Source organism: Saccharopolyspora sp. NPDC045839, assembly GCF_056431645.1.
In genome coordinates this window covers 21,695-42,088 of record NZ_JBWKKH010000022.1, presented here as the reverse complement: position 1 = coordinate 42,088, position 20,394 = coordinate 21,695, and the positions used below count along the sequence as shown (strand labels likewise).

The 20,394-nt window shown below is 68.6% G+C and carries 19 protein-coding genes; 2 read left to right on the top strand and 17 right to left on the bottom strand.

The window, feature by feature from the left end; translation table 11 throughout:
* From AC07EQ_RS27145 to AC07EQ_RS27075, 15 genes are all read right to left on the bottom strand, one after another.
* A complete protein-coding gene (locus AC07EQ_RS27145; RefSeq protein ID WP_478390693.1) occupies positions 1-1,152 on the bottom strand; it encodes a diaminopropionate ammonia-lyase in 1,152 nt (383 codons plus the stop codon).
* Entirely contained in the window at positions 1,149-3,485 is a 2,337-nt protein-coding gene (locus tag AC07EQ_RS27140; RefSeq protein WP_478390692.1) for a xanthine dehydrogenase family protein molybdopterin-binding subunit, read from the bottom strand. The genes AC07EQ_RS27145 and AC07EQ_RS27140 overlap by 4 nt, the downstream gene beginning before the upstream one ends.
* Entirely contained in the window at positions 3,482-3,976 is a 495-nt protein-coding gene (locus tag AC07EQ_RS27135) for a (2Fe-2S)-binding protein (RefSeq protein ID WP_478390691.1), read from the bottom strand. Before AC07EQ_RS27135 ends, AC07EQ_RS27140 begins: the two co-directional genes overlap by 4 nt.
* Positions 3,973-4,863 carry an FAD binding domain-containing protein gene (locus tag AC07EQ_RS27130; RefSeq protein ID WP_478390690.1) on the bottom strand — a complete coding sequence of 297 codons (891 nt, stop codon included), beginning with the start codon at positions 4,861-4,863 and terminating at the stop codon, positions 3,973-3,975. The genes AC07EQ_RS27135 and AC07EQ_RS27130 overlap by 4 nt, the downstream gene beginning before the upstream one ends.
* A gap of 21 nt (positions 4,864-4,884) precedes the next feature.
* Entirely contained in the window at positions 4,885-5,577 is a 693-nt protein-coding gene (locus tag AC07EQ_RS27125; RefSeq protein WP_478390689.1) for a maleate cis-trans isomerase family protein, read from the bottom strand.
* Positions 5,578-5,606: 29 nt separating this feature from the next.
* A complete protein-coding gene (locus tag AC07EQ_RS27120; RefSeq protein ID WP_478390688.1) occupies positions 5,607-6,368 on the bottom strand; it encodes a CoA-transferase subunit beta in 762 nt (253 codons plus the stop codon).
* Complete coding sequence (locus AC07EQ_RS27115; protein WP_478390687.1) at positions 6,365-7,318, bottom strand: CoA transferase subunit A; 954 nt, start codon at positions 7,316-7,318, stop codon at positions 6,365-6,367. The genes AC07EQ_RS27120 and AC07EQ_RS27115 overlap by 4 nt, the downstream gene beginning before the upstream one ends.
* A complete protein-coding gene (locus tag AC07EQ_RS27110) occupies positions 7,315-8,274 on the bottom strand; it encodes an LLM class flavin-dependent oxidoreductase (RefSeq protein ID WP_478390686.1) in 960 nt (319 codons plus the stop codon). The genes AC07EQ_RS27115 and AC07EQ_RS27110 overlap by 4 nt, the downstream gene beginning before the upstream one ends.
* A 20-nt stretch (positions 8,275-8,294) precedes the next feature.
* Entirely contained in the window at positions 8,295-9,485 is a 1,191-nt protein-coding gene (locus tag AC07EQ_RS27105) for an ABC transporter substrate-binding protein (protein ID WP_478390685.1), read from the bottom strand.
* Positions 9,486-9,506: 21 nt separating this feature from the next.
* Positions 9,507-10,205 (bottom strand): ABC transporter ATP-binding protein, encoded by a 699-nt coding sequence (locus AC07EQ_RS27100; RefSeq protein WP_478390684.1) that lies wholly within the window; start codon positions 10,203-10,205, stop codon positions 9,507-9,509.
* Positions 10,199-11,011 (bottom strand): ABC transporter ATP-binding protein, encoded by an 813-nt coding sequence (locus AC07EQ_RS27095; protein WP_478390683.1) that lies wholly within the window; start codon positions 11,009-11,011, stop codon positions 10,199-10,201. Before AC07EQ_RS27095 ends, AC07EQ_RS27100 begins: the two co-directional genes overlap by 7 nt.
* Complete coding sequence (locus AC07EQ_RS27090; protein WP_478390682.1) at positions 10,998-12,047, bottom strand: branched-chain amino acid ABC transporter permease; 1,050 nt, start codon at positions 12,045-12,047, stop codon at positions 10,998-11,000. Before AC07EQ_RS27090 ends, AC07EQ_RS27095 begins: the two co-directional genes overlap by 14 nt.
* The gene (locus AC07EQ_RS27085; RefSeq protein ID WP_478390681.1) at positions 12,044-12,922 is read right to left on the bottom strand and encodes a branched-chain amino acid ABC transporter permease; all 879 of its coding nucleotides are present in this window, start codon (positions 12,920-12,922) and stop codon (positions 12,044-12,046) included. The genes AC07EQ_RS27090 and AC07EQ_RS27085 overlap by 4 nt, the downstream gene beginning before the upstream one ends.
* A gap of 218 nt (positions 12,923-13,140) precedes the next feature.
* Positions 13,141-14,805, bottom strand: a complete 1,665-nt coding sequence (locus tag AC07EQ_RS27080; RefSeq protein ID WP_478390680.1) for a PucR family transcriptional regulator — start codon at positions 14,803-14,805, stop codon at positions 13,141-13,143.
* Between the two features lie 98 nt (positions 14,806-14,903).
* Entirely contained in the window at positions 14,904-16,355 is a 1,452-nt protein-coding gene (locus AC07EQ_RS27075; protein WP_478390679.1) for an Nramp family divalent metal transporter, read from the bottom strand.
* A 443-nt stretch (positions 16,356-16,798) separates the two neighbouring features.
* Here AC07EQ_RS27075 and moaA point away from each other — a divergent pair, with 443 nt between their 5' ends.
* Positions 16,799-17,827 carry a GTP 3',8-cyclase MoaA gene (gene moaA, locus AC07EQ_RS27070; protein WP_478390678.1) on the top strand — a complete coding sequence of 343 codons (1,029 nt, stop codon included), beginning with the start codon at positions 16,799-16,801 and terminating at the stop codon, positions 17,825-17,827.
* A 232-nt stretch (positions 17,828-18,059) separates the two neighbouring features.
* On the opposite strand, the gene AC07EQ_RS27065 is transcribed toward moaA, so the two are convergent.
* Together AC07EQ_RS27065 and AC07EQ_RS27060 are read right to left on the bottom strand one after the other, a co-directional pair.
* Positions 18,060-18,791: an SDR family oxidoreductase gene (locus AC07EQ_RS27065; protein WP_478390793.1), complete on the bottom strand. Its 732-nt coding sequence runs from the start codon at positions 18,789-18,791 to the stop codon at positions 18,060-18,062.
* Between the two features lie 59 nt (positions 18,792-18,850).
* A complete protein-coding gene (locus AC07EQ_RS27060; protein WP_478390677.1) occupies positions 18,851-19,516 on the bottom strand; it encodes a nitroreductase in 666 nt (221 codons plus the stop codon).
* A gap of 146 nt (positions 19,517-19,662) precedes the next feature.
* Between AC07EQ_RS27060 and AC07EQ_RS27055 the strand changes: the two genes are divergently transcribed.
* Positions 19,663-20,313, top strand: coding sequence for an FMN-dependent NADH-azoreductase (locus tag AC07EQ_RS27055; RefSeq protein WP_478390676.1), 651 nt, complete (start codon positions 19,663-19,665; stop codon positions 20,311-20,313).
* The last annotated feature ends 81 nt before the right edge of the window (positions 20,314-20,394 follow it).

Sequence of the window (20,394 nt, the reverse complement as noted above, 5' to 3'; positions counted from 1 at the left end):
TCACGCGTCGCCGGAAGTGATCCGGGCGTACGACTGCGGGTCGGTGGCGCCCTCGGTGACCACGACGAGCACCGACGCAGCGGGCGAAAGTCCACTCGCGACACGGGCTTGCCCCGCCTCATCGCGCAACTCGGCGAGTGCACCGATCCCCGCCGCGCCGGTTTCGCCGGCGACGATGCCGACACCGGCGAGCCGGCGCACGGCCGCACACGCGCGGGTGTCATCGATCGCCGCGACGACGTCCATCCCGTCCCGCAGCAAGGGCCAGGCCAGCTGCGACGGTGTGCCGCAGTTCAAGCCGGCCATGATCGAGTCGTGCGGGCCCGGGATGGTCACCGGGCGGCCGGCGCGCAGCGACGCGAGGACGCAGTCGGCCGAGAGCGGTTCGACGCCGACCAGCCGCGGCCTGGCGCTCGCCTCGGGGCGACGGTAGTGGCGAACTGTCGCCGCTGCGAGCGCGCCCACGCCCATCGGCACCACGACGACGTCGGGTGGGCCCGCGCCACGTTCGTGGAGCGCATCGTCGACCTCCCAGAAGATCGTCGAGTACCCCTCGATCACCCACCACGGAATGCGCCGGTAGCCCGGCCACGAGGTGTCGGACACCACGATGCAGCCGTCCGAGGCGTCCTCCGCCGAGCGCCGGACTGCATCGTCGTAATCGCCGTCGACCACGGTGACCGCCGCGCCCTCCGATTCGATGGCCTCGATTCGCGCGGCGATCATCGTGGCCGGCACGTACACGCGCGCCGCCAGGCCGAGAAGGCGGGCCATGCGGGCGACGGCGAGCCCGTGGTTGCCGTCGGTGGCCGCCGCCAGCGTCATCGGCGCCAGGGCGCTCACCCGGTGCCGGAGCTCGTCGATGTCGCTCCACGACGGCTCGGCACCCAGCCGGTCGCACAGCGCGCGGTAGACCGCGTAGGAGGCACCGAGGATCTTGAACGACTGCAAACCCAGCCGCGAGCTTTCGTCCTTCACCCACAGGCGGCCAACTCCGAGACGCTCGGCGAGCGACGGGACCTCCAACAGCGGCGTGCGAGCGTAACCCGGGAGCCGCCGATGCAGCCGCAGCGGACCCCGGTCGGCGGCGATGCCCTCGATGACAGGAACCGAGCGGTGATTGATCAGCAGCTCACCCGCGTCGGTCTTCACGTCGACACCTCCCCCGCCGGTTTCCCCGCGCGGTCGCAGAGCTCGAGCACGCGTTCCGGGGTCATCGGCAGGCACGTCGGTCGTTCGCCGATCGCCGCGGTGATCGCATTGGCGATCGCGGCGGCGCACGGCCCGATCGGCGGCTCGCCGATGCCACGCGAGTTGAGCGGCCCCTTGCCCTCACCGCTTTCGACGATGTCCACTTCGACATCGGGCATGTCCAGCGAGCTGGGGATGAGGTAGCCGGCGAACAACGTCGACGCGCAGTTTCCCTCCTCCAGCACCACGTCTTCCATGAGGGCGTACCCGAGTCCCTGCATCGCACCACCCTGGATCTGCCCCTCCACTCGCAGCGGGTTGATCGCACGCCCCACGTCGTGCGAGGCGGTGTAGCGCAAGACCGCCACCTCGCCGGTCTCCACGTCGACTTCGACGTCGGTGGCGTGGCACCCGTAGGTGTAGTCGGGGAAGCTGTCGCCCTGCCCCGCGATGGGGTCGAACGCGCCCCGGTCGGCTCGCCACCGCGACAACAGCGAGGTGTCCACTCCGCGCTCCTCGCAGCCGGCGACGAGCTCCGCGAGCGTCAGCCCGGTGCTCGCCGGACCGCGCACCAGCCCGTCCTCGAACGTCAGGTCGGCCGTGTGGCACCCGAGCATCTCCGCCGCGACGGGAGCGATCTCGTCCCGCAGTCGACGAGCCGCATGCAGCACCGCGTTCCCGGACATGTACAGCTGCCGGGTGCCGAACGTGCCTCCCGCCTGCGGGTTCAACGCGGTGTCTCCGATGTAGACGCTGATCTCGTCCAGCGGTACTCCGAGCACCTCGGAGGCGATCTGGCACAGACTTGCCGCCTGCCCGGCGCCGAGGTCGGTGATGCCCGCTCGCAGCAGCAGAGTGCCGTCCGATTGCAGGCTCAGCCAGGTGGAAGCGTGGTCGTGGAACCACACCGTGCGCCCGTAAGGCTGCATGTTGCAGGCGAATCCGCGACCAACGCGCCTGGACGGGCCGCTGGGCTGCGGGGGCTCGCCGAGCCGCGCCAGCGCGCGTTCCATCGTCTCGCTGCCGGCCACGCACGTCGCCAGCGACTCCCCGGTCGGGATGATGTCGGTCTTGCTGAGGAAGTTGCGCCGTCGCACCTCGACCGCCGACAGTCCCAGGACGTCGGCGAGACGGTCCATTTGCGACTCGTACCCGAAGACCACCTGCATCGCGCCGAAACCGCGGAACGCACTGGTCGGCACGTTGTTCGTGAACACCGCGCGCGAGCGCAGCGAGGCGTTCGGCGTTCGGTACGGACCGCACGACACCGCCGCGCCGGCGAACATGACGCGAGCGCTCAAGTACGGGTACGCGCCGGCGTCGCCGGTGATGTCGATGTCCTGGGCGACGATCGTCCCGTCATACCGCGCACCGGTGCGGTAACGCATGACGAACGGATGCCGTTTCGTGCTCGCCATCATCGATTCCTGCCGGTCCCAGACCATCCGCACCGGGCGCTGGGTCCGCCACACCAGCAGCGCCAGGTAGGGCTCCACGGTCATGTCCTCCTTGCCGCCGAAGCCGCCACCCAGGTAGGCGCCGATCACCCGCACCTTGTTCGCCGGTAGACCGAGGATGTCCGCGATCTCCACGGCGTGCTCGATGACCTGGGTGGACACCCGGAGGGTGAGCACACCGCCGTCCATCCAGCCGACACCGGCCTCGGGCTCGAGATAGGCGTGTTCGACCCGCTGACTGCGGTACTCCCCTTCGACGACCACGTCGGCCGCGGCCAACGCCGCCGCCACGTCGCCTCGCCGGATGTGCCAGTTGATCAGCACATTGCCCTCGTCGTGCACACGCGGCGCGTCGTCGGCCAGAGCGGCCTCGGGGTCGAAGACACCGGGCAGCTCCTCGTAGCCGACATCGACCATTTCCGCCGCCTCGTCCGCGATCTGCTGGCTCGTCGCGGCGACGAGGGCGATCGGTTCTCCGGCATAGCGGACCCGATCGTCGGCGAGCACGGGCATCGCCACGGTGAGTTCACCGAGTCCTCCGGTGGCGTGTTCCACGAGCCGGTTGCGGGGCACATCCCGCGCGGTGAGCACCGTGACGACACCAGGCAGAGCACGTGCCGCCGCGACGTCGACGGACTTGATCCGCGCCGACGGAAAGGCCGAGCGGACCACGCGGGCGTAGAGCATTCCCGGAAGCGTCCAATCCGCTGCGTAGAGCAGAGATCCCTTGACCTTGTCGACGAAATCGTGGTGCGCCAGCCTGCGGCCCACCACCCGCATCGGCGCGGAGGGCGGCGCCGCAGGCGGCGTCGGGGCGGTGCTGACGTCGCTGCTCATGGCTGCTCGGCCTTCGCCGCGGAGACCTGTTCGACGTAGTCCTCGATCGCGTCGAGGATCTTCGTGTATCCGGTGCAGCGGCACAGGTTGCCGACGAGCTCGTACCGGATTTCCTCCCGGCTCGGACGTCCCCCGCGCCGGGCCATGCTGTGCGCGGTGAGCACCATTCCGGGCGTGCAGAAGCCGCACTGCGAACCACCATGCACGAGGAACTGCTGCTGCAGCGGATGCAGGGCGCCGTCCTCGTCGAGCAACCCGCGCACGGTCGTCACTTCGTGTCCCTCCGCCTGCACGGCGAACATCAGGCAGGCGCTGACCGGCTCGCCGTCGAACTCGACGGTGCACGTCCCGCACACGCCTTCTCCGCACCCGTAGCGCACATCTGACAGGCCGATCTCGTCGTGCAGCACGTCGAGCAGCAGATCGCTCGGCGTGACCCACACGTCGTACCGGTGGCCGTTGACCGACAGGCCGACGAGTCGCTTGTTCATGAGGTAACCGCTCCGTTCTGCCGTGCGCGCTCCGCCGCCTCGGTGAAGGCGTGCCGGCTCAGCACCTCCACGAGCCGCTTCCGGTAAGCACCGGAGGCGTGCACATCGCTGTCCGGGGAGGTCGTCTCAGCGACCGCCGCGGCCGCGGTGGCCACCTCGCCCGGAGCGCAGGTCGATCCGACCAGTCCGGCAACGGCCTTCCGGTCGGCCAGCATCGGGCGGTCGGCCACCCCGGCCAGGGCGAGCTCCACCGAACGCACCGTCGTGGCGTCGGGCTCGAGCTCGACCACGGCGGCCGTGGCGACCACGGCGAAGTCCGATGCGCGGCGCACCAGCTCGTGGAAGCTCCAACCCTGCCTGGCGCGCAGGACGGGGAACCGGACTTCCTGGATCACCTCGGTCGGTTCCAGCACCGTGGTCAGGTAGGTGACGAAGAAGTCGCGGGCGGGGATCGTGCGTTCGACGTCCGGGCCTCGCACGACGACGTCGGCGCCGAGAGCGAGTGATGCGCAGGGGATTTCCGCGGTGGGGTCGGCGTGCGCCAGGCTGCCGCCGATGGTGCCGCGGTTGCGGACTCGTACGTTTCCCACCCTGGACGTGCACGCTGCGAGCATCGGCGTGTGCCGGCGGATCAAGGCGGAGTCGACGACGGCGCGGTGCCGGGTGAGCGCCGGTATGCGCAGGATCTCGCCGTCCACGGCGGGTTCTCCGTCGTCGATGTCGTTGATGTCGATGAGCGCTGTGGGACGCGCGAGCCGGAGCGCGAGCATCGGGCCCAGGCTTTGACCACCGGCCAGCAGCTTGGCGTCCTCCCCGCCCTCGGCCAAGGCGCGCACGGCGTCGTCGTAGCTGGCGACCCGCGTGTACTCGAAGGGGACGCTGACCACGAGAACCTCCTCCCGCTCGCCTCAGGCGGCGAGGTCCTGCTCGATCCGTGCGATCGTGGCTGCCAGCACCGCCTGATTGCTGGTGATGACGGGGTGCCCGAGCCGATCACGGATGCCCTCCATCGCCGACATGGCCCCGAAGTTGGTGCAGGACGCGAAAACGAGATCGATGTCCACGTCGGCGAGGGCGGTGGCGGTGAACTCGACGATGGTCTCTCGCGGCACCTGCGCGATCGCGAAGTTCTCCGTCATGCCCAGGCCGGCGATGCGCACGACCTCGACCCCGTCGTCCTCGATGCTGGCTTTGACCTTCGCGTTGAGCTCGTCCACGTAGGGCGTCACGACCCCGACCCGCCGTGCGCCGCTCGAGTTGATCGCGGAACGCACCGACTGGATCGTGCTGATCGCGGGCGCTCCTGCCACCTCGCTGATCCGGGCGCACAGTCCGGCGTCGTAGTCGTTGCCGCGCAACGCACCCGCGCTGGTGCAGCCGAACACGATGACGCTCGGGTAGGCGGTCCCCAGCTCTCGCGCTGCCGGGATCGCGAACTCGTCGAGCATGCGCTCTTCGCCCTCCCGGGTGGTGTCGCGCATGAACATCCGCGCCGTGTGCAGCGTCATCCCGTCAGGGAGGCCTCGCACGAAGTCGGCTTCCATCATGGTGTTCGACGAGGGGATCATCAGCCCCACCCGTCGAGGCCCGCCCGTCGTCATCGCCGTCCTCCCTCCGTCGTCATCGGCGCTCACGCCGCACCGACCGCAGCGCCGTTGAGGTCGCGCAGGATGGCCAGTTCCGCCGGGTTCACCGGCGGGAGTTCGTCGAGCGGCTCATGCACCAGCAGCTCGAATCCCGTCGCCTCACGCACCTGATCGACCGGCACCCCGTGTTGCACGGCGCGCAACCGCATGCGCCGCGACTCCGGATCGAAGTCGAGCACCGCGAGGTCGGTCACCACCGTGCTGACGTTCCCGAACACCAGGCCGGACTCCGCGCGCGTGTTCGCGCCCCGGAGGTGGCCGGGGCTGGTGATGAAGTCGACCTGCTCGACGAACCGCCGCGGCTCGTGCGCGGTCACGATGAAGATCTCGTTGCACAGCGAGATGATGTCGTTGGCACCACCGCTTCCCGGCAGGCGCACCTTCGGTGCGTCCGGCGTTCCGATGTAGCTCGTGTTGATGTTGCCGTACATGTCCACCTGCGCAGCGCCGAGGATCCCGAAGTCGAAGAATCCCCGCTGCGCGAAGAGGAAGATGTCGGTGATGTCGGTGAGCATCGGCGCTCCGAACGCCGCGCGCATCTCGTTGGTGGAAATCGGCAGCCGCCCGGGAACCAGATGCGTGCCGACGATCCCGCCCTCCAGCACGATCGTCAGGTTCGGCGCCTGCCGCCGGCGCGCCAGAGCCGAGGCGAGCAGGGGGATTCCGACACCGGCGAACACCACCGCGTCGTCGTCGAGGAGACGACTCGCGGTCACCGTCATGATCTCCGTGGGTGTCGGCCTCATCCGTACATCAACTCCTTCGCCCGTCGCTGCTGCCGGTCGAGCCGAGCCGCGCCGACGTCCCCGAGGAAGCCGGCGAAGTCGGGGTGCCCCAGCACGTGCTCGTCGATGTAGTGCCGGACGCCGTCCAGCCCGTGGTCACGGATGGCCTGCACGTACGTGTCGAAGTGCTCGGTGTCCGCCTCGTAGCGGCCGTAGCATTCGTGCGGGTAGCAGCCGTACGGTGCTTCGACGACCGCATCCACCGCGAAGTGCGGGAGCATCGTGCTGAAGGGGCTCGCCCGGATCACATCCGGGTCGACGATCTCCTCGGCGCTGACCACGACGCGGCGCGCGGCGCGCGCCATGTCGACGTCCATGTGCCGGTACCCGTCGACCTGCGCGTTCCCGTACACATCGGCACGATGCACGTGGATGAGCGCCACATCCGGGTGCAGCGCGGGCACTGCGAGCAGGCGCTGCCCGGTGTACGGGCATTCCACGGTCCGCGTTCCGTCCATGCGCGCGAGGTCCGACCCGAGCATCGTCAGCGTCGGCAGGTACGGCACCCCCATCGCCCCGGCCTTGTACCGCAGCCCGATGCCGAGATGGCTCCACTCCTCGTAGGCGGCCAGCCCGCGCTCGACGTAGTGCCGCAGGACCTGGGAGAGACCCCAGTTCAGCCCGATGCCCATCCAACTGGTCACGATGCGGTCAGCCGCGCCGGTCACGAGCAGCAGTTCGGCCTCGTAGCAGGTCAGCGGGCGCGACAGGGTGAGCCCTCGGTGCGGCTGGCGCAGGAGCTCGAAGACCAGCGCCATCGGGGTACGGGAGTAGAGGGTTCCTCCGATCCCCACGTGGTGGCCGTCCTCGACGAGCCGCAGCGCCTCGGCGGCAGTGCACGTCTTGTCGCGCACCGGCCGCGCATGGCGCTCCAGATCGGCGCGTGCGTCGCGGAACGTCGTGGCTGTCATCGCACACTCCCCGCCGGCGCGGCCTGCAACAACGGCCACACCTCGGCTGCGAAGCGCTCCATCTGCTCGAGCCGGTACTCGAAGGGCGCGAAGACCAGGTGCTGCACGCCGGCCTCGACATGCGCGGAGAGCTGTTCGGCGCACTGTTCGGGTGTGCCCCTGATCGCGCTGTCCGGGGTCGATTCGCTCCAGGCGGCCATGTCGAAGTAGTCATCGACGTATCGCCGCACCAGTGCATCGCCCTCCTCGTAGGAATCGGCGATGCACAGCGGCAACTGCGCCACATTGGACAATTGGCCGGGATCTCGGCCCGCTTCCTCGGCGAAGCCGCGGATCTTCGTCCACGCCCGGGAGAAGCTGTCGGCCGTGTAGAAGTAGGTGAGCCAGCCATCGCCGCGGGTGGCCACCCGCTTGAGCACCCGGTCGACGTAGCCTCCGATGAGCACTTTCGGCCGGGGCCGCGGCAGCGGCAGCATGCGCACGTTGCGCAACCGGACGTGGTCGTACTCCCCTGTCACACCGTCCTCTCCCCACAGCCGGTAGAGGATTTCCAGATTGCGCTCGAAGGTGCGCCCACGTCCCTTGAACTGCACACCGGTCGCGTCGAACTCCCGCTCGTACCAGCCGGCGGCCATGCCGAGAACGAGCCTCCCGCCCGAGGCGATCTGCAGCGTCCCGGTGACCTTCGCCAGCACTGCGGGCTCCCTGATCGGCAGCACCAGCACGCCGGTGCCGAGCAGAACATCCCTGGTGTGCGCGGAAAGCACGGTCAGCGTCGTCAGCGCCTCGTGGAACGGGAAGGGTCGGCGGGCGCCGAGGAACAGGTGGTCCCACGCCCACAGCGACCGGAACCCGAGTTGCTCGGCCCGCCTCGCATAGGCGGCCATCCCCTCCGTGCTCGGCTCGCGCGAGTGGGGTGTGAAGTTCTCCACCGCTAGTCCGAATGAGACGGACATCCTGCACCTCCTGCTTCCGGTCAGTACGGCGGTTGCCCGGTGCCGACGAGTTCGACCTTGCCGCCGACCGTGCGCACCAGGTAGACCGGGGGCACCGTTTGGTTGACCAGGTTGCGCCAGGTCTGGAACTTGATGTCGCCGTAGATCGCCCCGGGTAGGGCCACTCCGGCCAACGCGTCGCGAACCGAGGCGGGGTCCTCCGGGTTCTGCGCGGCGCCCATCGCCGCGGCGATGACCTTGATCCCCTGATAGCCGCGCACTCCCTCAGGAGCCTCGCCCGGGTTGTACCCCTTGGCGTTCCACGTGGCCAGGAACCGCTCTGCCTCCTGCGGCGCGGCGGCCTTGGCAGGATCGAAGCTCGCGAAGAACATCGTCGCGTAGCTGCCTTCTGCGGCTTGCGGACCGGCCAGCTGGATCACTTGCACGGGACTGTTCGAGCCACCGGTGGTGATGATCCGCGCCGTGGCGCCCTGCCCCCTGGCTTCCTTGAGCAGGAGTGCGATCTGGCTGGCGTCCGTCGTGACGATCCACGTGTCGGCGCCGGAGGCGATCGCCTGCGTGACGAAGGTCGAGAAGCTCTGTTCGGTCTGTTCGAACTTCGCCCCGCCGACGACGTTCGCCCCGGCGCGGGTGAGGGTGTCGCCGAAGTGCTTGGCCGCACCGAGCCCGAAGTCGTTGTTGACCGACAGGGTGAACGCCGACTTGATCCCCATTCCCCTGAGCACCGGTTCCAGCGCGACCGCCTCCATGGACGACGTCGGCGACAGGCGGAACGTCCATTCGCCGCCGGACTGGTCCTTGTCGGTGACCTTGTCCGAACTGGACGTCTCCACCAGCAACGGCACCCGGGCGCGTTCGAGGATCGGCTGCATCGCCAGCGTGCACGACGATCCCCAGCCGCCCATCACGACCGGGACCTGCGCCTCGTTGACCAGCTTCTGCGCGACGTTGACGCAGGTCGCCGGGTCGTTGGCATCGTCCTCCACGCGAAGCACGACCCGTTTGCCGTTGATCCCACCGCCCGCGTTGATCTCCTCCGCGGCGATTTCGGCGCCATGCGCAACAGCTTGGCCGGAGCTGGCCACCGGACCGCTCAACGGCTGGGCAACGCCGATGGTGACCTCGTCCGGGCCATCGCCGCCTCCACCGGCGCAGGCAGTGGCCGCGAACAACACCGACGCCGCGAGTGCGGCGAGATGACACCGACGCATGAGAGGCCCTCCCTCCCCGATTCATCCGCCGAGGTACGCCTCGCGGACGGTACGACTGCCGGCGAGCTCGCCGGCCACGCCCGACTCGGTGATCCGGCCACGTTCCAGCACGTACGCGCGGTCGGCCACCTGCAGGGCGAGCTCTGCGTTCTGCTCGACGAGCAGAACCGTGCGGCCGCTGTCCCGGATCCGGCCGGCGACCTGCAGCACCTGCTCCACCAGCAGCGGGGCCAGTCCCAGCGAAGGCTCGTCGAGCATGACCAGCTTGGGAGCGGCCATCAGACTGCGGCCGATGGCCAGCATTTGCTGCTCCCCGCCCGACAAGCTCCCGGCCGACTGAGAAAGCCGCTCCCCGAGCCTGGGGAACAAGGCGAGCACTTCTCCGAGGCGCTCGCGTTCATGGGATCGGCCGCGACGCATCGCGATCCGCAAGTTCTCCCGCACGGTCAGCATCGGGAACACGTGCCTGCCCTCGGGGCAGTGCACGAGCCCAGCCTTGACGATCCGGTGCGGGGAGAGGTTGGTGATGTCCGCGCCGTCGAACCGCACGGTCCCCGAAGTGGCCCGGATCAACCCGGAAAGTGCCCGCAGCAGCGTCGACTTGCCGGCGCCGTTGCTGCCGATGATGGTGACGAGTTCGCCTGCCGCCACCTCGATCGTGACGTCCACGATGGCCGCGACGCGGCCGTACCCGGCGGTGAGACCCTGAACGCTCAACATGGCGCCGCCTTCTCCCCCAGGTACGCCGCACGCACGTGCGGATCGGCCTGGATCTGTGCCGGGGTTCCGTCGGCGATCTTCTCGCCGGCGTTGAGCACGGCCACGTGGTGGGAGATCCCCAACAGGAACTTCATGTCGTGCTCGACCAGGACCACGCCGACACCGGCGCGCCGAACCTGCTCCAGCAAACCGGCCATGACCGTGGTCTCGGTCCGGTTGAGCCCTGCCGACGGCTCGTCCAGCAGCAGGAACAACGGCCGCGCCGCCAGTGCGATGGCCACCGCGAGCATGCGTTGCCGCCCGTAGGGGAGGGTGCGCGCCTCGCGCTGCAGCTCTTGCTCGATCCCTGCGAAACGGGCCAGCTCGCGAACCGTGGCGTGGAGCTCGCGTTGCGCGCGGCGATACCGCGGCATGCCGAGCATCGCGCCGAACACGGACTTCGGCTCGGTCGTGTGCAGTCCGATGCGGAGGTTGTCGAACACCGTCAGTCGCGGGAACAGGCTCCGCTTCTGGAACGTCCGCACCACACCGCGCTTGGAAATGACGTGCGGCCGCAGTCCGGTCAACTCTTCGTCGCCCAGCCGGACGCTGCCTTCCGCGGCCGGGACGAACCCGGTGATCGCGTTGAACACGGTCGACTTCCCCGCACCGTTGGGCCCGATCAGAGCCGTGATCTCGGCGGGAGCGGCTTCCAGCGCGAGGCTCGACACCGCGCACAGCGCACCGAAGCGCACGGTCAGCCGGTCCACCACAAGTGAGTCCGATGTGGACACCTGTCCGTTCAGGACGAGGTCACGACGCGCCATGGTCCGCCCCCTTCCGATCAGCTGCGGCAGGAGTGGTCGTCGCCGAGCCCTCGTCCGCGGAGCGCGAACTCGGCGCTGCCGTCGTGAGGCCGCGCTGCCGCATCACGTGCACCGCAGTGCCCCACAAGCCGCGCGGCATGAACCGCACCAGCAGGATCAGCACCAGCCCGTAGATCACCAGCCGCCATTCGTCGCTGAACCGCAGCATCTCCGGGAGCTGGGTGAACAGCACGGCTCCGATCACCGGTCCCAGCACGGTGCCCATGCCGCCACCGATCACCATCAGCAATGTGTTGATCATGATCGCGAATCCGAAGACCTCGGGCGAGACGAATCCGACCGTGTGCGCGTACAGCGAGCCGGCCACGGCCGCCATGGCTCCGCTCAGGCTGAACGCGATCGTCGCGTGCCGGCTGGTGTCGATCCCGACCGCTCGCGCGAGGTTCTCGTTCTCCGCGAGCCCGCGCAGGCTGTAGCCGAGACCGGACGATGCCAGCCGCGCCACGGCGATGACGATCAGCAACGCCACCGCGAAGACGACGGGGAAGACCTCCTTCGGCCGGACGAGTTCGTACCCGAACAGGCCGATCGGCGGGATGTCCGAGTAACCCATCGGGCCCCCGGTCAACGCCACCCAGTTCAACGCCACCTGGCGGAAGATCTCCGCGACGGCGAATGTCGCGATGACGAAGAACGCCGCCCTCAGCCGCAGCGTGACCCGCCCGATCATCCAGGCGACGACCAGCGCAACAGCCGCGCTGGCCACCACCGCCGGCACCATCGGCACCCCGAGCGCGGTCGAGGCGATGGCCGACACATAGGCACCGAGACCGAAGTACGCCTGATGTCCCAGGCTCAGCAACCCCGAGTACCCGAGCACGAGGTTCAGACTGCTGGCCAGGATCACGTAGATCGCGGCGAGCACGGCGATCTGCGTCTGGTACGGCCCGGACACCATGCCACCCGTGAAAAGCAGGGCGACCACCGCCACGGAGACCGCGGCGCGCCAGGAACGCGAGCTGAGCAGGGTGGTCATTCCTGCACCACCTTGCGCGCGCCGAACAGGCCCTGCGGGCGGAGCAGGAGCACGGCGAGGAGAACCAGCAGCCCGAACGCGTCCTTGTACCCCGCCGACACGTACCCGGCGCCCAGGCTTTCGACCAGCCCGAGCAACAGCCCGCCGACGATCGCCCCGGGGAAGGACCCCAGCCCGCCGAGGATGACCACGACGAACGACTTCGGCGTCGCCAGCACCCCCATCGTCGGCGTGATCTGGAAGATCGTCGCGATGAGCACACCGGAAAGCGCCGCCATCGCCGCTCCCAGCGCGAAGGTCATCGCGTACACCCGCCGCACGTTCACGCCCATCAGCCAGCTGGCCGTCGAATCCTGGAACGTGGCGCGCATGTCCAGACCGATGCGGGTGCGGGTCATGAGCAGGTGCGCGGCCAGGATCGTCAGGGCGACAACGATGATGATGAAGATGTTGCGCGGCGTCGTGCGCGTCACGAGCAGATCGATGCTGTCGCTGGAGAACGGTGACCCGGCGGTCTGCGGGACCGGGCTCCACACGAGCATCGCCCCGTTCTGCAACAGGATCGAGATCCCGATGGTGGCCAGGATCGGCATGGCGATGTCGTCGTGCTCCCGCAGCTTGCGCAGAACCCCCCAGTCGATCAGCACTCCGAGCACTATCGCGCCCAGCACCGCCGCGGCCAGCCCCGTGACGAACGGCAGGCCCATCATGCCCGCGACGGTGTAGGAAAGGTACGCGCCGATCATGTAGAACTCGCCGTGCGCGAAGTTGACCACGTTCATGTAGCCGAAGACGAGTGTGAGCCCAACGGCCATGAGCGCGTAGATCGCTCCCAGCGTCAGGCCATTGCCGAGGTACTGTCCGAACTCTGCCACAGTCCCCCTCCGCGCTTTTCGGGGGCGATCGACGGCGGACCGAGACCTACCGCAACAGCGACTTCCCCGCGCTCGGGCGCGTGGTGCGGCGCCTCGTCGATCCGCGGTAACCAGGATAGGAGTACCGCCGAGCGCAGCCATTGGCGTGAGTTGCCGAACGATGGGCTTCCGCAACGGCAACTTCTGCCATCGGCCCGAGCATCCGTCCGGCGGATTCGTCAGCGCGCCACATCCGGCATCTCACGGACCTGCAACGCCACGGACAGGTGCAGGCACAATCGACTGTCCACCATGAACGGTCCCACGAGCTGCTCCAGCTTCGCGATCCGGTGACGCATGGTGTTGTAGTGCACGTGCAGGGCGCGGGAGGCGACTGCGACGTTGAGGTGACTGCTCAACAGGACGTCAAGGGTCTTCAGCAATTCGGCGCGTTCCCGTTCTTCCAGGCCCAGCAGCGGACCGAGCGTGTCGTCGACGAACCGTCGGAGTTCGCCGACGTCGTCGACGAGGCTGAGCAGGCGGAACAGGCCCAGATCCGCGAACGAGGTGACCTTGCCCGGCCCTCGGGCCCGCCGCCCCATGTGCAGCGCCTTGCGGGCCTGCTCGTAGCCGACCGAGATCAACCGCGGGTCGTCCACCGGGGAGCTGACCCCCATGGAGAACTCGTGCCGGGTCGTCGCCTTCAGGCCCGACCACATCTCGCGCGGCACCGCGGCCGGATCGTCCTCGGCCGCGCCGACCACCGCCACCAGGTTGGTCGCGAACCCCGCCGATGCACCCCGCGGGTCCTGGTTGCGGACCTCCGAGCACCACAGGTCCAGGTAGCGCTGCTGCGCCAGGTCCGGGTCGGTGTGCCCGGCCCGCTCGCGCGACGACACCCATTCGGCCCGGCTCACGACGACCACGAGCCGCCGATGCAGGTCCCAGCCGAAGGTCGCGCACTGCCCCAACGCGTCGTCGATGTCCGCCCCCTGGCCGGTCACGAGATCGTGCAGCACGTTGGCGGCGAACTGCCTTTCCACGGCATCCACGGCCAGCTGCCGCGTCACGTCCAGCGCCGCTACCACCGCAGCCTGGTCGACGGCCACCGTCACCTCGGGCCCCATCCGGTCGGACGGGCCGACGACCACCAGCCGGCCGCACCGGAGCTCACCGGCCGAGACCGGGGCGATGATCACGGTCAGGTCCGCCGCCAGCTGCTGCGCACCCGGTCCGAGATGAGCGGTGCGCAACCTCCCCCGCCCATCGAGGACGCCGACATCGACGAGCCGGTCGCGCTGTTCAGCGTTGTACACCGAGGCCCGGGCCCGCCCGTCCTCGTCGGCCACGAACACGGCAACCCCGCCCAGCAGCTCGGACAGCTTGGCCGCGATCTCGGGCAGCTGCCCGCCGGCGAGCACGATGTGCAAGAACGAACTGTGGATCTCCTGGGCCCGGGCGATGGTCGCCGCCTGCCGGTTCACGATGTCGGAGAAGACGCGGCTGAGGATGTCGTCGAAGGCGACATCCTCGGGGATCCGCACGATCGGCAATGCCAACTCGTCCGCTGTGTCGAGCACCCGTTGCGGCAGGGCTCGGGTGTAGCGGCCGAACTTGATCCCGAACACGGCGACGCCTCGATGGGCGAACTGCCGGACCAGCTCGGCCAGCTCCTCCCCGGACTGCGGCAACGGGTAGCCGGTGCTGAGCATGAACTCGTGTTCCTTCGTCCAAGGAAGGATGTTGGGCACCGTCATGACGTTCAGCCGCTGGATCTGGCGATCCAGGCCACCGGCCCCCGCCAGCACCTCGGCGTCGGCGAGGAGCTCCATCCCGAGCACGTCGCGGACCGTGAGCCCGGCGGCAGCAGGGCCCGTGCGGTCGGCGTCACCAGGTTCGATCACGACTGTTCCTGGGCGAATCTTGCCGGCGGAAAGCGGCCGACAAGTCGAATGTTGCCACCCGGCGGAGGCGGAAACCAGGTGGTATCGCGTCGAGCTGCTCAGCCGAACAGCTGGCTGAACTCGTCGTAGATCGTGAACAGCGAGAATCCTCCGTAGAACAGCACGGCCCAGCACAGCGCGACGAGTCGGACGCCCTTGAGTCCGATCGCCCGCGGGAGGACGCCCCGGTTCAACCTGATCAGCAGCACCGAGTACACGAACATGACGATGCCGTTGAGCGACGACGCGATGATCAGCAGGATCAGCGGCTCGTCGAGCCCGGAGAACAGGATCGCAGAGCCGAAGACGATCTCCGCCCACACCACGATGAAGTAGATGCGGCTCTCGCTCAGGGCCCTGCTGTTGCGCAGCGGCCCCGTCTTGAGCATGTCCGCGGTCACCCGGCCGACCATGTCCAGCACGGCGAGGTTGGTCGAGTAGAGCACGACCGTGCCGATGAGGAAGAAGATCGTGCCCGTCGCGCCGCTGAGCCCGTCTCCTACCAGCCGGATGAACTCGAAGTCCTCCGCCTCGCTGCCGATCCCGATGGTGGCGTACGTCAGGCCCATCAGGATGAGCAGCGCGAACAGGCCGATCACGAAGAACGTGATGAACTGCTCCCGGTCGGCGACCCGCCACCAGCCTCGCCACCGGCGAAGGTTCTCCTCGTCCTGCGGGAAGAAGTAGCCCGTGGTCGCAACGGTCTGTTCCTCCCCGGTGAACGGCGACACCACCTTCGGCAGCCGGCTCCCCATGCCCAGTCCCTTGTCCCTGATCCAGTTCGACTGGACCAGGTTGAGCGCGCCGCCCGCCCCGGCGAACGCGATCGCGCCGAGCAGCGTCGCCGCCGGGATCGCGGCCACCGCCCCGGGGATCTGGTCGATGGAAACGAAGCCCTTGCCGATCGCCAGCCAGCCGTCCAGCCCGAGCAGCACCAGCGCGGCGTAGATCAGGAAGAGCACGATCAGGCCGACCAGGAAGAACTGGATCTTCTCGACGGTCCGGTAGACCACCGGCGAGACGGTGAGCACCAGGCCGATCAGCAGCAGCACTCCGATGGTCATGTAGGGAACGGCGTCCTCGGCGAAGCCGAACGCGAAGGCCAACGTGGTCGTGCCGCCGGTCGCCCACCCCGGCCATGCCCAGGGCACGATGGTCATGATGACGAACAGCCACCCCCAGTGCCACCACAGTCGGCTGAACCCGGTGACCGCGGTCTCCCCGGTGGCCAGCGAGTAGCGCTCGATCTCCATGTTGAGGAAGTACTGGGTGAGGATTCCGATCAGGGCCAGCCACACGAGGGCGAGACCGACCTGGGACGAGATGTACGGCCACAGCACGTATTCTCCGGAGCCGATCGCGCCCGCCAGCAGGAGCACGCTCGGACCGAGCACCTTCCGCAACGGCCGCACTTCCGGAAGGTCGGCGTAGGGAACGCCGGGGAGATTTCTACTCGGGATCTCGGTCGCGGTGGTCTCCGGACCGGGCCTGCCCTCGTCCGGTTGGGACATGGGTGCTCCTCGTCGCCGCGCATGCACAACCCAGCAGCGCTTTCCGTGACACCCACAAAGATAGGCCAACCTGCGGTTTTCGACGGGCCCGAACAGGGGCAGCGGCAGATATCCGCTGCCTGCGGCACACCACCGACGCGAGCTCACCGCCCAGCGTCCGTTGCCTGCGACCGGTGCAGCCGATTCGTTGGAGGCAGACGACGGCTCAGGATCGTCGGACCACGTCCGCCGCTCCTGCGGATGTCAGGCAGCGGACGTGGTCCGGCTCCGATCAGGCAGGCTGCATCGCTTGCGGCGTCATCTGCCGGCAGAAGTTCCGCTAACCGCTGGCACTTTCGCAACGCCTGCACCACCGCTCCCTCGCGTTTCCGGACGGGTGCGGGTTGCCACCAGGTACGCAGCGGTCGCACCATCGAAGGCGGAGCCGCCACGCGGGAGGCGCGATGCGCAACGGGGACGCCAACAGCCAGGTGCCGGACCGGTTCGGCCGGTGGTTGCGGGACTTGCGGATCTCCGTCACGGATCGGTGCAACTTCCGCTGCCGGTACTGCATGCCCCGGGAGGTCTTCGGGGCGGACCACCTGTTCCTGGACCGTTCGGAGCTGCTCACCTTCGAGGAGATCACCAGGCTGGCGCGTGTCTTCGCCCGCCAGGGCGTGCGCAAGATCCGGCTGACCGGCGGGGAACCGCTGCTGCGCCGGCAGCTCGACCTCCTCGTCGGAATGCTGGCGGAGGTCGACGGCATCGACGACATCGCGCTGACCACGAACGGTTCGTTGCTGGCGGCGCAAGCACGAGGCCTGCGCGATGCGGGCCTGTCGAGGGTGACGGTCAGCCTCGATTCGCTGGACGCGGAGCGGTTCGCGCGGATCAGCGACACCCGGGTGCCGCTTTCCCAGGTACTGCGCGGCATCGCCGCCGCCGAGGAGGCGGGGCTGGCCCCGATCAAGGTCAACACCGTGGTCAAGCGCGGTATGAACGACGGCTCGGACATCCTCGACCTGGCCAGGTTCGGCCGCGAGCACGGTTACGTCGTGCGGTTCATCGAGTACATGGATGTGGGCACCACCAACGGCTGGCGGATGACCGACGTCGTACCCGCCCGCGAGATCGTCGACCGTCTGCACGCCGCGTGGCCCCTCGAGCCCGCGGACCCCGGCTACACCGGCGAAGTGGCCCGGCGCTACCGCTACCTCGACGGCGGCGAGGTCGGCATCATCGCCTCGGTGACCGAGCCGTTCTGCCGCACCTGCACCCGGGCCCGCCTGTCCGCGCAGGGCGAGCTGTTCACCTGCCTCTTCGCGTCCAGCGGCCACGATCTGCGCGCGTTGCTGCGCGGCGGGGCCGACGACGCCGAACTCGAAAGCCGCATTCAGGCGCTCTGGGGACGACGCACCGACAGGTACTCCGAGCTTCGCACGACCGAAAGCACCCGCGCCCGCAAGGTCGAGATGTCCTACATCGGCGGCTGAGCTCCCTTCCTCGGCACCGGCGCGGGGCGCTTGGCAGTCGCGGTGAACCCTGGCGTGCGGTCAACGGGCCAGCGCGGAGGCGAACAGAGAGCCAGGAGGTGTCTGGTCAGCCTGGGGAGCTCGCTGAACCTGGGTTGAGGAGCCGTCGGTCGGGCTGACGCTGGATTGAGCGCTTTGCTGTGTCTGTCTTGGTGAGCGATCCGTCCTGCCCGTTCCGCTGGAAGGGGTTGGTTCAGGAGAGCCAGTCGGTGTAGCGGGTGGGGGCGATGCGGGCATCGTTCGGAGCGGTGAGGACGTCGCCGTGGGCGGCGGCGAACATGCCGGCGGTGTCATCGGTGACGACGGAGCGCCCGTCGCTCTTGGCGGTCAGGGTGAGCCGGCCGAGTTCGTCGAGGGGGTAGACGTCGGGACCTGCGATGTTGATGACGCCGTTCAGAGGGCTGCCTGCGGCGATTTCGGCGACGATGCTGGAGACGTCCGCAGCGGCGATCGGCTGGATCAGCGTGCGTGGCAGGCGGACGGTGTCGCCTTCAGCGGTCATGGACAGGGTCGCGTCCATGAACTCCATGAACTGCGTGGCGCGAACTATGGAATACGGGATCGGTCCGGCCTTGAGGATGTTCTCCTGAAGCACCTTCGCCCGGTAGTAGTCCAGATCGGGCACTTGGTCCACGCCGACGATCGAGAGGATGACGAAGTGCCCGACCCCGCCCTTCTCACTCGCGGCAAGAAGGTTGTCCATCGAAGTCTGGAAGAAGGCGAGCGAGGCGTCGTCGAAGGTGGGGGAATTCGTCAGGTTGATGACGACGTCGGCGCCTGCCACGGCCGCCTCCAGTCCCTGGCCAGTGATGATGTTCACGCCTGTGGACAGGGAGTGCGGTACGGCTTGGTGCCCGGCCGCGCTCAGGTTCTCCACGACCCGTGACCCGATCAGCCCGGTTCCGCCGATGACTGCGAACTTCATGGCATGCACCTTCTTTCGATGATTGGTGTCCGTTATGCGGCTCTGATTGCGGCTGGGTTCTAGTCCTCGACGAACGTGACGGTCTCGTCGAGCGGCGCCCGCCCCGTACGGGTGTAACCATCCGCAACGTCCTCGAACCCGATCGACATGCCGCAGAAGAGGATCGACTCGTCCGGCGGTGACACGATCTCCGCAACGGTCTTGCGGTACTTCGCCCATGCCATCTGCGGGCAGCTGTGCAGCCCTTCGGCGCGCAGCAGCAGCATGACGGTCTGCAGGTACATGCCGACGTCGGACCACTGGGCCGGGCCCATGTCGCGGTCGATGTAGCAGAACAGGGCGGCGGGCGCGCCGAAGCAGTCCCAGTTCGCGACCGCGGCCCGCTGGCGCGCCTCCAGGTCCTCGCGCGGGATGCCGAGGGCGCCGTAGCGCTGCTCGCCGAAGGCGGATCGGCGTTCGCGGTACGGGGACTTCAGCTCGGGCGGGTACTGCTGGTACTCCGGCTCGTCCCAGGGGTCGCCCACCGCTATGCGCTCGCCGGTGCGCTTCTTGAGTTCGGCCAGCGGCGCGCCGGTCAGCACGTAGACGTGCCACGGCTGGAGGTTCGATCCGGACGGCGCCCAAGCCGCGGCGGACAGCACGCGCTCCAGCACCTCCCTCGGCACTGGCCGGTCGGTGAATCCGCGAACTGCCCGTCGGCTCGTGACCGCCTCATAGACGTCCATGAACGCGCATCTCCCTGCTCAACACGGCTGACTTGGTTACACCCGTGATGGTATCATTCAATACCATCTCGTGTTTGACTATCTCGAGTACGACTCATCACAGCCCGTGGCTCCCCGCCTCGGGCACCGCTCATTGGAGAAAGACCATGGCCACGCTGCTGCACATCGACTCGTCCGTGTTCCCAGGCGAGACGTCCTCGTCCCGCTCGGTCGCGGACGCCTTCCGCAAGGCCTGGGAGGAACAGCACCCGGAGGGCACGGTGATCTACCGCGACGTCGCCGCCAGCCCTGTCCCGCACATCACCGCCGACGCCCACACCGCCGGTTTCACCGCCCCGTCCGAGCACACCCCGGAGCAGTCCGCCGCGTTCGCCGCGCGCGTGGAGCTCATCGAGGAGCTGGAGCGGGCGGACACCGTCCTGATCGGCGCCCCCATGTACAACTTCTCGATCCCGTCGACCCTCAAGGCGTGGCTGGACAACGTGATCCTGCTCGGCCGCACCGCGGGCGAGACCCCCTCCGCCCAGGGCACCCCGGTCACCGTCGTCGCCAGCCGCGGCGGATCCTACGCACCGGGCACCCCGCGCGAGGGCAACGAGTTCGTGCAGAACTACCTGGAGGCCGTCCTCAAGGGCACACTCGGTCTGGATCTCGACTTCATCGTCCCGGAACTGACCATGGCCCCCCGCAACCCGGCCATGTCCGAACTGATCCCCCTCTACGAGGCCTCCCGCGAGCGCGCCTTCCAGGACGCGATCACGAAGGCAAAAGAACTCGCGGAGCGCCTCGCCGCGTAACTCCCGGGCCATGGGCGCCGTGTGACGCCTCAACCCAGGACGTCACACGGCACCTTCGCCACCTGCGCCCTCTCTGACGGT